Origin of the sequence: Mariprofundus erugo, assembly GCF_005818865.1 — a bacterium.
Taxonomy (GTDB): Bacteria; Pseudomonadota; Zetaproteobacteria; order Mariprofundales; family Mariprofundaceae; genus Mariprofundus; species Mariprofundus erugo.
In genome coordinates this window covers 153,662-166,359 of the sequence record NZ_VBRY01000003.1, presented here as the reverse complement: position 1 = coordinate 166,359, position 12,698 = coordinate 153,662, and the positions used below count along the sequence as shown (strand labels likewise).

Genomic DNA, 12,698 nt, shown 5'->3' with positions numbered 1-12,698 from the left:
TGCAATTACACCAGTGATGCCATCTGGAAGATCGGCAGATACATGGAAATCACCAGCCCTCCGATAACACCACCGAGAAAGACCATGATCACCGGCTCCATCAGCTGCTGCATATTCTCGACAGCAGTATCCACCTCTTCTTCATAAAAATCGGCAATTTTGGCCAGCATCTCTTCAAGGCTGCCGGTCTGCTCACCGATGGATATCATCTGGGTCACCATCACCGGGAAAATTTTACTCGCCTCCAGTGGTGCCGTCAGCGTCTGTCCCTGGGAGATGGACTCCTTGGAGGAAAGAATGACCTCTTCGATAATCACATTGCCGGATGTTTCAGCCACCGTATCGAGTGACTCAAGAATCGGCACACCGGCCGCCGTCAGGGTCGAAAAGGTACGGCAAAAACGGGCCACAGAGGCCTTGCGCAGTACATCCCCCAGCACCGGCAACGCCAGCAGCAACTTATCCAGCTGATAATGCCCTTTCGGTGTTTTATAAAGCGCGCGAATCCCCATGACGATCGCAACAGGGACGCCAACCACCAGATACCAGTAGGTCACAAAAAGGTCTGAAATGGCCATGGTGATGCGCGTCGGAGCCGGTAACTCGGCCCCCACGTCGGCAAACATCTCGCCAAAAACAGGAATCACAAAGATCATCAGGATCGACGTCACAATAAAAGAGACGCACAGAATGGCGATCGGATAGACCATCGCCGACTTGATCTTCGCCTTCAGAGCCAGTGCCTTTTCCTTGTACTGGCACAGACGCAATAAAATGGTATCAAGAATACCACCCTGCTCTCCGGCCTCCACCAGCGCACAGGTCAGACGATCAAACTGCTCGGGGAATTTGCGCATCGTCTCGCCGAGCGGATTACCCCCTTCAAGGTTTGTTCGCACATCATTGAGCAATTTGACCATCGCCTTTTTTTCCGTGCCCCGCTCAGCCAGCTCGAAGCATTGCACCAGAGGAAGCCCGGCATTGATCATCGTGGAGAGCTGGCGAAAAAAGATCGAGATATCCTTCTCCTCCACTTTCTCGGGGAAAAGGTTGATCTCGATCGGCTTTTTTTTCACCTGAATCGACTGCAGGCCACGCCGGCGCAAAATTGCTGCAGCCACCTCTTTATTGGCCACATCCAGCTCACCGCTCTGAGCCATGCCCTGTTTGTTTTTCGCCTGCCAGGTAAACAGCGGCATCAGTCTGTCACCGTCACGCGCAGACATTCCGCCAAGGATATCTCGCCCATTTTCACCTTCTCCAGTGCCGCCATGCGCAGCGATTTTACCCCCATCCGGGTGGCAACGGCACTGATCACATCTGTATTTCCGCCAGCATACACCGCATCCCGAATCTCATCAAAAACAGGCATCACCTGATAGATGCCCGTCCGCCCTTTATAACCGGTCCCATTACAGACAGCACAACCCATGCCATGCATCGGCTGATACAGGGAAAGCTCGCTCTCCGGCACCCCGGCATCGAGCAGAGCCTCATGCGGCACATCATCCGGTGCCTTGCACTGGCTGCAAATGCAGCGGGCCAGACGCTGGGCCGTCACCAGATTGATGGCCGAGCCGACAAGAAACGGCTCAATCCCCATATTGACCAGCCGGATCATCGTCGACGGCGCATCATTGGTATGCAGTGTTGCCAGTACCAGATGGCCGGTTAATGCCGCCTTGATGGCAATGGCCGCCGTTTCATGATCGCGGATCTCACCCACCAGAATCACATCCGGATCCTGACGCAGAAACGAGCGCAGTACGGATGGAAAGTCGAGGCCGATCTCCGGATGCACGTTGACCTGATTAATGCCCATAAAGTTGAACTCGACGGGGTCTTCCGCCGTCGAAATATTGACCCCGGGCTGATTCAGCTCACTGACCGCCGAATAGAGACTCACCGTTTTTCCCGAACCGGTAGGCCCGGTCACCAGCACCATGCCATAAGGGCGGCTGATGGCATGCTTCAACCATGCCAGCGATTGGCTGTCATAGCCGAGCAGCGTCATATCCAGCTGCAGGCTCGATGGATCCAGCAGACGCATCACCACTTTCTCGCCAAACAGTGTCGGCAATACGGACACGCGGAAATCAACCGTTTTTGTGCGTGAGAGGCGCAACTTGATACGCCCGTCCTGCGGCAGGCGGCGCTCGGATATATCAAGCCGGGCAAGAATTTTAAGCCGGGAAACGATCGCATCCTTCATGCCCATGCTGGGGCGCATCACCTCATGCAATACACCATCGACGCGATAACGCACGCGCATAACCTTCTCATAGGGTTCAAGGTGAATATCAGAGGCCCCGCGCTTGATCGCCTCCAGAAGGATCAGGTTAACCAGGCGGACAACCGGTGCCGCCTCGGTCTTAGCAGAGAGTGACAGCTCATCCACATCTTCGGTACTGGTGTCGACCACCTCGACATCCTGGGCACCAAGATCCGCCATCACCTCCTGAAGATGGGAGTCGGCCTGACTGAGCAGCTCAATGGCGCCAATCAGCTGACTCTCGGCCGTCACTGCGACATCAAGCTGACAGCCGGTAATGAAGGCCACCTCATCCAGCCCTCCGATATCATACGGGTCGGCAACGGCAAGCCGCAACGTCTTGCCCTTGCGCCCGATCGGCGCAATCATATGACTGCGCAGCAGATCCAGCGACAGGCGAGCGGCATCCATATCAACCGGAGTCGTCGCAAAATCGACGATCGGGCAACCGTACGACCTGGCAATAAAGGTCACCAGATCACTTTCCCCGAACACCCCCTGCTTGACCAGCTGAGCCGTCAGTGTATCCCCATGGATTCGAGCCTCATGCAGCAATCTGTCCAGTTGTTCACGACTGATCCGTCCCTGCATCAGCAGGATATCGCCCAGACGTGAGCGGCTCATTCCCGACCCCAGCCCGGCAAATGGCAGGGCGTCCGCCCCAGCTGCTCCTCGATATGACGCAGTGAAGCCAGGCAGTCAGGCATGGCACAGTCATGCCACCAGGCAAAGGCGGCCGCCCCCTGGCTGATCAGCATCGGTAAACCGTCCACCGCCATACGCCCGGCCTCCCGCGCAGCAAGCGTGAAGGCGGTGTCACCATCCGGACGATAGACAGCATCCATCGCGGCTCCCGCCCCGGACAGCACAAACGGAAACTGCTGACCATCCTTCAAACCGACACTGGTGGTATTGACCAGCAGCGGGGCCGTCGCACAAACGCGATCGACAGCCTGCTGATCCCACGCCAGCGGCAGGCATGACAATGCCGGATAGGCCTGCCGGGCATGATCAATCAGAGCCGTCAGACGATCCGGATTGCGATTACAGATAAACAGACGCCCCACCTGCAGTGAGGCCAGCGCATGCAGCACTGCGCGTGAAGTACCACCGGCGCCAAACAGCAGCACATCAGCGCCCTGCAACGGCAGTTGCAACCCCTCGACCACAGAGCGGAAGCCCTGCCAGTCGGTATTCGTTGCCTGCCAGCCGGCATCACTGCGACGCACAGTATTCACAGCTCCGATCAGGCGCGCATCGGCATCGGCTTGCGTGCGTACAAAAGCCTGCTCCTTGTGCGGCACGGTCACATTGAAGCCCGCCACACCGAGCGCCCACAGGCCATCGAGTGCCGGCTCCAGCTGATCAGGAGCCACAGGGAACGAGACATAAGCCGCATTTTTACCGCTATGCTCGATAAAGCCGTTCTGAAATAGCGGCGAAAGGGAGTGGGAAACGGGCCAGCCGATAATCCCGTAGAGGGTGGTCATTGCGTCGATTTTCATGCTCCCGTGAGCTTAGGAAGGGGAAGCCAAGGTGTCAAAGATTGTCATCTCGCCCCCGCCCCTCCCGAAACAATGCAGCTCAATCATCTCATCCCGCCTGAATGGCTGTCAGGGCGATGGTATAGACAATATCCTCAACCGAAGCACCGCGCGAGAGGTCATTCACGGGCTTGCGCAATCCCTGCAGCATCGGCCCGATGCTGACCACATGAGCGCTGCGCTGCACCGCCTTGTAGGTGGTATTGCCCGTATTCAGATCCGGGAATACAAACACATTGGCCCGACCGGCTACCTGACTGGACGGCGCCTTGCTCATGCCGACCTCGGCACTTGCCGCTGCATCATATTGCAGCGGGCCATCCACCAGCAGATCAGGCCTCCGCTCCCTGACCATACGAGTGGCCGCCCTCACCTTGTCGACATCCGTACCGGCACCTGACTCACCGGTACTGTAACTGATCATGGCCACCCTCGGTTCAAGGCCAAAGCGCCTGGCTGAGTCGGCACTCTGAATGGCAATATCAGCAAGCTGGGCGGCATCCGGATCAGGATTAATGGCACAGTCACCATACACCACGACCTGATCCGGCAAACACATGAAAAATACCGATGAGACAAGCTCGGCCGATGCGCTGGTTCCGATAAGCTGGAAGGCAGGGCGCACCGTATTGGCGGTTGAGTGCAGGGCGCCGGCAACGAGACCATCCACATCGCCTTCCGCCAGCATCATCGTCCCGAGTACAATGCGTGCCTGCAACTGGTCTTCGGCCATCTGGCTGGTCATCCCCTTATGGCGACGCAGAGCCACCATCGGTTCAACATAGCGCAGGCGAACGCGCGCCGGATCCACAATCGTCACCGTATCACCCAGTACAATCCCCTGCGATGCCGCAACCTGCTGAATCTTTTCCGGATTCCCCAATAAAATACATTGGGCAACGCCACGCTGACCACACTGATAGGCGGCCATAATCGTGCGTGGTTCGTCCCCTTCAGGCAGGACAATTCGCCGCTTCGCCTGACTGGCCTGCTGAATCAGCTGATAACGGAATGCCGCCGGAGAGATGCGTGCCCGCCGATCCAGTGCACAGCGAGCCTTCAGCCACGGACTGTCAAGATGGTTGGCCACATGATCCATCGCCTGATCAATCAGCGCGTAATCATCCACCGCAACTTCTGCCGGCATCTGCGCCAACAGTGCCGCGGTCTGGTATGAGCTGCTCTCCACCAGAAGCAGTGGCAGTCCGGTATGCAGCGCCTGCGCACACAGTTCCATCACACATGCATGCGGCTGCAATCCGCCGGTCAATAAAATCCCGGCAAGAGGCACCCCGTTCAGCGCGGCCATACAGGCTGCGATAAACACATCCTCACGATCCCCCGGAAAAATCAGCAGGGTATTGGGTTGATAGACACCGATGGTATTGGCCACGGTACGGGCGCATACCTCGATGCGCTGCACACGCCTGGCCTGCAGGTCGGCGGCACCGATGCTTTTGGCCCCCAGATAATCGGCCACATCGCTCATGCGGGGAGCAATCAAACGTGCCTGCCATGGAATGCCGCCGATATAATGAAAAGGACGGGTCGCCATGGTCTCCGACAGCGTATCCGGCAGCACCGGCCAGACGCAGCTGCCACCGTAGGTCTGCAGCTCATCCGCCTGCAGTGCCGCGTGGCCGCCACCGGCGGCCCCCAGTTTATTAAGGATAATACCAATCAGGGCCGAGCCGTTATCACCGGCAAACGCTGTAGCAGCAATATCGATATACTCATCAAGATCGGGCTCCGGCTTGCCAACCAGAATCACTTCGGCATCCAGTGCTCGGGCAACTCCGGCATTCAGCCGGGTCGCATAACCGGCATGGCCATCTGCCACCAGCCCTTCAACCACGACAACATCGGCATGTGCGGCACTCTGACGATAGAGGGCAATGACCTCTTCCATCAGCAACCCCTCCTGGTCAGAGCCGAGCAGAGCGGTCGCATGGCGCAAACTGATCGGCTGCGGCGGCGTAATGCTGGTCACATGCTCGATTAACTGGGTGGAACGCTCAGGCCCGTGGTCGCCATCGTGCAACTGGGCGATCGGCTTGCAAAAACCGGTATGAATGCCCATACGATCAAGCGCCCGCACAAGCCCCAGACTGACCGTTGTCAGCCCCGCCCCGGCACCTGTAGAAACAAGCAGAAATGCATGACTCATCTGATCTATTAACTCCTATTACTGATAACCCGCTGCCACTGCGCCAGTCATTAACGACTGCAGCGGCTGGCTATACATCAGGCGCCGCGTTACTGGCCGGCAATACCCTCTATTCAGCCGTCCTGTCGAGCCGCTGCAACATATCGACCACATAACGGGCGATCATGGTCTCCTCACTGGTGGCGATCACCAGCACAGGCACCTGTGCCCCGACAGCACTGATCAGGCCACCGGAGAGGCGGCCATGCTCACTATTGCGATGCGCATCCAGCACCAGCCCCAACAGAGAAAGGTGCTGCACCGTTTTGGCCCGCACCACATCCGCATGCTCACCAATGCCACCGGTAAATATGAGAGCATCAATTTGCCCCAGTGAAACGGCCAGCCCGGCCAGTGCCTTGGCCAGGCGAAAACAGAATATGTCCACAGCCAGCCCGGCACGTACATCGCCCTCATCCGCTGCCGCCAACAGGGCACGCATATCATTGCTGCGACCGGATAGGCCAAGCAGGCCGGACTGACGATTCAATGCAGCTGTAATCTCTGACAGGGAAGCGCCGGTCTGCCTGGCCATATAATCATGCAGACCGGGGTCCACATCACCACTTCTTGTCCCCATCACCAGCCCTTCCAGCGGCGTCATTCCCATGGTTGTGTCGACACTGATACCGCCGGCAATGGCGGCAGCACTACAGCCATTGCCCAGGTGCGCCGTCAGCAGATGACAGTCAGAAAAACTGCGCCCCAGTCTGTCTGCCGCCTGTTGCGCCACATAATGGTGGCTGGTGCCATGAAACCCGTAGCGCCGCACACCATACTCACTGTACCAGCGATAAGGCACGGCATAGAGGCTGGCATGCAACGGCATGGCATGGTGAAAGGCTGTGTCGAACACAGCAATATGCGCAACCGCAGGAAGGTGACGCATGGCTGCACGAATACCGAGCAGGTTGGGAGGATTATGCAGCGGGGCCAGATGGGACAGCTCTTCAATAGCGGCAATGACGGCGTCATCGAGCAACGTCGGCGCAATAAACCGCTCGCCACCATGCACCACACGGTGCCCAACCGCGGTAATCCGCTCTTTATCCATACGGCGAAAGAGAATCGCAAGCATCTGCTGCATCGCCACATCGGGCCCGGCTGCAGGCAGGGCCACATGCTGAATATCACCGCCCACATTCCAGTTGAGCGAGGCCTCCTCTTCACCCAGACGAACCGCCGCACCTTCAGCGATGACTCTTTCGGAGGGCATCTCAAGCAGCGCCATTTTGATCGATGAACTGCCCGTATTAATCACCAGAATCATATTCCAAACCCTCGAAACCCCGTTCACACTCAAATATTGTGCTCGCATGGTAACACAACAGAACCACCAGTTCCTCATCCGCCAAGCAAGAAAAAAGCCAGACAGGGCAAGACCTGTCTGGCTTTACATTGCAAAAATCCGCTGCCATTCACCATGAAACGGGAGAATGCAGCCTGACAGCTGCGGCGTTACTCCACCGTCACCGACTTGGCCAGATTGCGTGGCTGATCGACATCGGTTCCTTTTGCCAGCGCCACTTCATAGGCCAGCAACTGCAGTGGCACACAGACCAGCAGCGGTGTGGTAAAATAATCCCCTTCCGGCACAGCCATAATCCGGTCCACATCCTCAGGCCACTCCTGCTCCGGCAGATCGGTCAACAGAATCACCCTGGCACCGCGAGCCTGCACCTCTCTGAGGTTGGAGAGCACTTTATCCAGCTGATATTGCTGTGGCGCAATCACGATCACCGGCAGATTACTGTCGATCAGGGCAATCGGACCATGCTTCATCTCTCCGGCCGCATACCCTTCAGCATGCAGATAGGAGATCTCCTTCAGCTTCAGGGCGCCTTCCAGCGCCAGTGGATAGCAGGGGCCGCGCCCGAGAAACAGGGCTCCGTGCGCGCGGGCAAACAGCGGTACCACCGAGCTGACCGCGGCAGTCCGCGTCAGCATCTCGGCCAGACCATCCACCGTATGCCACAGATTGGCGATATGCTCTTCAAGCTCCGCTTGCGGCATCGCCCCTGCCCGGCGGGCCATATGCAGCGCCACCAGAGCGAGCACCGACAATTGCGCCAGATAGGCCTTGGTGGAGGCCACACCGATTTCCGGACCGGCCAGCAACTCGATCAGACCATCCGATTCACGCGGCAGTGAAGCACTCGCCACATTACAAATCGACAACGCCCGATTATTCGGCGTCGTCGACTTGAACAACCGCATTGCTTCAAGTGTATCGGCAGTTTCACCGGACTGGGAGAGCGTAATCAGCATCGTCCGCTCACCAATGACCGGATTACGATAACGGTATTCGGAAGCCACATCGACCTCAACCGATACCTTCAGATAGCGCTCCAGCCAGTAGCGGGCAGTAAGCGCCGCATGGTAGGAGGTACCACAAGCGACCATGACAATCCGTTCAGGCAGCGGATCGGTGGATAACCACGGCGCATCCGGAAAGTGAATCGCGGCGTCATCAATATAGGCGTTGAGAATCCGTTCCAGCACCGCTGGCTGCTCGTGAATCTCTTTTTCCATATAATGGCGGTAGACACCTTTGTCTGTGCTGCCGGCAGCAACCGGCATCTCCTGCCACTGACAGGCAACCATGCGCCCTTCGGCATCAAAGACCTGGCAGCCATCATGACTCGCACAACCCCACTCTCCCTCGCGCAGGTACATCACCTCATCCGCCAGATCAGCAACGGCAAGCGCATCGGATGCAACGAAGTAATCATTCCCCCGGCGCGCCAGCAGCAGCGGGCTCCCCTTACGGGCAAACCAGAGGGTATCCGGCGTGATGTCGATCAATCCGGCCAGTGCATAGGCCCCATCCAGCGACTGCAACATCTGATGCCAGGCCTGACCTGTATAACTGCACTTATCCAGCAGGGTCGAGAGCATGGCAGGTATGACTTCGGTATCAGTATCCGATGCAAAGCTCAGCCCTGCCGACGTCAACTGACGCCGCAACTGGGCATGGTTTTCAATAATACCGTTATGCACAATCGCACAGTGTGCGGAGATATGCGGATGTGCATTCACCTCATTGGGCGCCCCGTGGGTTGCCCAGCGGGTATGGCCGATGCCGATCGAACCATCACAGGCGGAGCCCGCCAGTTTTTCACGCAATTTTGCCAGCTTTCCGGCCGCTTTTGCACAGTGCAGCACACCCTGATCCGCCACACAGATGCCGGCACTGTCATAACCACGGTACTCCATTTTCTGCAATGCATCGAGCAAATGGCCCTGTACCCTGGCACGGGATGAGAGGGCCCCGATAATACCACACATTAGCGTGATTCCTTTTCCGGGCGCTTCCAGTTGGCAACATATCGCTGCTGCGTACGCTCACTCAGCGTCAGCCCACCGGGCTCGACATCACGGGTGATGGTACTGCCTGCACCGATGGTTGCATCATCGGCGACGCGAACCGGGGCGATCAACTGGGTATCGGAGCCGACGAAGACACGATCACCGATCTCGGTTTTAAACTTGTTGGCACCGTCATAATTGCAGGTGATGGTGCCTGCCCCGATATTGCAATCAACACCCACCGAGGCATCACCGATATAACTGAGGTGATTGATTTTGCTGCCACGCCCCACCACAGCCTTTTTCACCTCAACAAAGTTACCGATATGAACCTGCTCATCCAGCCTCGCCTCAGGACGCAGACGGGCATATGGACCGATCGAGGCATCGGAACCAACGCTTGCACCATGAATATGACTGAAGGCGAATACATTCACCCGGTCATCCAGCCATGCGTCGACAAGCACGGAGTTGGGGCCCACCCGGCACTCATCGCCAATATGGGTGCGGCCAATCAGATAGCAACCGGCCTGAATCACTGTATCAATACCGATACTGACACCTGCTTCAATGCGCACCGTATCCGGCTTCTCGATCGTAACCCCGCGCAACTGCCAGTCACGAATAATCCGGCGTTGCATCAAATCCTCGACCATGGCCAGGTTGACCCGGTCATTGACGCCCATCATTTCATCCGGATCAGACATCAGAACCGCATCCACACGCTGACCTGCCGCCAGTGCCAGTGGCACGATATCAGGCAGATAGTACTCGCCCTGTGCGTTGCTGTTACCGATCGAGCGCAAGAGGTCAAACAGCACCGCATGACGTACGCAGTAGATGCCGCTGCTTACCTCGCCAATCGCGCGCTCATCATCGCTGGCATCCTTCTCTTCCACGATCGTACGCACTCGCCCGTCCGCATCACGCACAATGCGACCGTAACCGAACGGGTTGGCTGGCTGCGCGGTCAGCACCGTCACATCCGCATCCAGACGTCTGTGCTCATCGACAAGATTAGCCAGCGTCTGCCAGCTGAGCAGTGGTGTATCACCGCAGACAATCAGCACATCACGCACATCACGAATCACTTCTTCGCACTGGCTGACTGCATGGCCGGTACCCAGCTGCTTGTCCTGAATCACCCACTCAAGGTTAATCGGCTGGCCGACATGTTCGCGTACCTTCTCGGAGGCGTGACCGGTCACAACGGCAATCGCCTTCGGACACAGGGCCTCGGCACTGTGCAATACATAGTCGATCATGGCGCGACCAAGCACACGGTGAAGTACCTTGGGCAAATTTGAATGCATACGCTTGCCCTTACCCGCAGCCAGCACGCAGACCTGCAGATCAGGGTAATGCAGTTTGTTCATGAAAGTTCCTCCGGCCAAAAACAATGGGCAGGATTATAGATGAAATTCCGCTGAATGCAGCCCGCCGGATTCGATTCTGACCACACAACGGAAGCGCTTCAAGCGCCAGCTCATCCCGCTCGGGCTAAAATAAAAAAGGGCCGCACAAGTGCGGCCCTTTTTTTGATTTTTGATCCTGAAACAGAATCAGTGTTTCTTTTTCTTTTTGAGCCAGTCAAGACGGGCAACGGTGATAGCAAGCTCGGCTTCAGCCCGGGCAAGATCGGTTTCACCATCCTTGCTTTCAACCAGTTCACGAGCCTTGCGCTGCGCTTCAACCGCCTGAGCCTCATCCACATCAGAGGCACGTTCGGCAGAATCAGCCAACACGGTGATCATATCAGGCTGAACCTCAACGAAGCCGCCTGAAACAAACACCTCATCCACCTCATCTACACCCTTGGTAATGCGCAGCTCGCCAGCACAGAGCTGTGCAATCAGCGGAGAGTGCTTTGGCATAATGCCAAGTTCGCCTGCCACGCCAGGTGCAACCAGAAAGGTGCACTTGCCGCGATAAACTTCACGCTCCGCGGTAGCAACCAGAACGTTCATCGAGGCAGACATTACGAACGTGCCTGCATCTTCTCGGCCTTGGCAACTGCTTCAGCAATGCCGCCAACCATGTAGAACGCCTGCTCCGGAAGGTGATCATACTCGCCTGCCAGAATGCCCTTGAAGCCCTTGATGGTTTCATCACGCTTGGCATATACACCAGGTGCACCGGTGAATACCTCAGCCACATGGAAAGGCTGGGAGAGGAAACGCTGGATCTTACGTGCACGGGAGACCAGCAGCTTGTCATCATCTGACAACTCGTCCATACCCAGAATTGCAATGATGTCCTGCAGTTCCTTATAGCGCTGAAGAGTCTTCTGTACGCCAATCGCAACATCGTAGTGCTCAATGCCGACAACCTTCGGGTCCAGCTGACGAGAGGTTGAGTCCAGCGGATCCACAGCAGGGTAAATACCCAGCTCTGCAATCTGGCGGCTCAATACGATGGTTGAGTCAAGATGCGCGAAGGTGGTTGCCGGCGCCGGATCGGTAAGATCGTCCGCAGGTACGTATACAGCCTGAACGGAGGTGATGGAACCGGTCTTGGTAGAAGCAATACGCTCCTGCAGCTTGCCCATTTCTTCTGCCAGCGTTGGCTGATAACCCACTGCTGATGGCATACGGCCAAGCAGTGCGGAAACCTCAACACCGGCAAGAGAGTAACGGTAGATGTTATCGATGAAGATCAGAACATCACGACCCTCGTCACGGAAATACTCTGCCATGGTCAGACCGGTCAGAGCTACACGCAGACGGTTTCCTGGTGGCTCGTTCATCTGGCCATATACCAGCGCAACCTTGTCGAGAACGTTGGACTCCTTCATTTCATAGTAGAAGTCATTACCTTCACGGGTACGCTCGCCCACACCGGCAAACACGGAGAAACCACCGTGAGCCTTGGCGATGTTGTTGATCAGCTCCATCATGTTCACGGTCTTGCCCACACCGGCGCCGCCGAACAGACCAACCTTACCGCCCTTGGCGATAGGAGCCATCAGATCAATCACCTTGATGCCGGTCTCAAGAATTTCAGAAGCAGGAGCCAGCTCTTCAAAGCGAGGTGCATCACGGTGAATGGACCAGCGCTCTTCGGAAGGAACAACTGAACCACCGAAATCGATGCCTTCACCAAGTACGTTCATAATACGGCCAAGTGTAGCCTGACCAACCGGAACCTTGATTGCATCACCAGTATCTTCAACTGCCATGCCGCGCTTCAGACCATCGGTTGAACCCATGGCGACAGCACGAACCGTGTTATTGCCAATATGCTGCTGGGTTTCCATCGTCAGATTTGCTTCAGCAATGGTCAATGCGTTATAGATTTTCGGCAGCTTGCCGGACTCGAAACGCACATCCACAACCGGGCCAATCACCTGTACTATGATTCCACTCAT

Annotated in this window: 9 protein-coding genes; all 9 read right to left on the bottom strand. The window is 56.9% G+C overall.

Features of this window, described 5'->3' with window-relative positions:
* Window positions 1–5: 5 nt before the first annotated feature.
* The gene (locus FEF65_RS04310) at window positions 6–1,199 is read right to left on the bottom strand and encodes a type II secretion system F family protein (protein ID WP_138238684.1); all 1,194 of its coding nucleotides are present in this window, start codon (window positions 1,197–1,199) and stop codon (window positions 6–8) included.
* Window positions 1,199–2,896 carry a type IV-A pilus assembly ATPase PilB gene (gene pilB, locus FEF65_RS04305; RefSeq protein WP_138238558.1) on the bottom strand — a complete coding sequence of 566 codons (1,698 nt, stop codon included), beginning with the start codon at window positions 2,894–2,896 and terminating at the stop codon, window positions 1,199–1,201. The genes FEF65_RS04310 and pilB overlap by 1 nt, the downstream gene beginning before the upstream one ends.
* A complete protein-coding gene (locus FEF65_RS04300; protein WP_138238557.1) occupies window positions 2,893–3,777 on the bottom strand; it encodes a shikimate dehydrogenase family protein in 885 nt (294 codons plus the stop codon). Before FEF65_RS04300 ends, pilB begins: the two co-directional genes overlap by 4 nt.
* A gap of 88 nt (window positions 3,778–3,865) precedes the next feature.
* On the bottom strand, window positions 3,866–5,983 hold the full coding sequence (pta, locus tag FEF65_RS04295) for a phosphate acetyltransferase (RefSeq protein ID WP_138238556.1): 2,118 nt from the start codon (window positions 5,981–5,983) through the stop codon (window positions 3,866–3,868).
* A gap of 109 nt (window positions 5,984–6,092) precedes the next feature.
* Complete coding sequence (locus tag FEF65_RS04290; protein WP_238701175.1) at window positions 6,093–7,292, bottom strand: acetate/propionate family kinase; 1,200 nt, start codon at window positions 7,290–7,292, stop codon at window positions 6,093–6,095.
* Window positions 7,293–7,480: 188 nt separating this feature from the next.
* Window positions 7,481–9,310 carry a glutamine--fructose-6-phosphate transaminase (isomerizing) gene (glmS, locus tag FEF65_RS04285; protein WP_138238554.1) on the bottom strand — a complete coding sequence of 610 codons (1,830 nt, stop codon included), beginning with the start codon at window positions 9,308–9,310 and terminating at the stop codon, window positions 7,481–7,483.
* Window positions 9,310–10,707, bottom strand: coding sequence for a bifunctional UDP-N-acetylglucosamine diphosphorylase/glucosamine-1-phosphate N-acetyltransferase GlmU (gene glmU, locus FEF65_RS04280; RefSeq protein ID WP_138238553.1), 1,398 nt, complete (start codon window positions 10,705–10,707; stop codon window positions 9,310–9,312). Before glmU ends, glmS begins: the two co-directional genes overlap by 1 nt.
* Before the next feature lie 186 nt (window positions 10,708–10,893).
* On the bottom strand, window positions 10,894–11,310 hold the full coding sequence (locus FEF65_RS04275; RefSeq protein WP_138238552.1) for a F0F1 ATP synthase subunit epsilon: 417 nt from the start codon (window positions 11,308–11,310) through the stop codon (window positions 10,894–10,896).
* A complete protein-coding gene (atpD, locus tag FEF65_RS04270) occupies window positions 11,310–12,698 on the bottom strand; it encodes a F0F1 ATP synthase subunit beta (protein ID WP_138238551.1) in 1,389 nt (462 codons plus the stop codon). Before atpD ends, FEF65_RS04275 begins: the two co-directional genes overlap by 1 nt.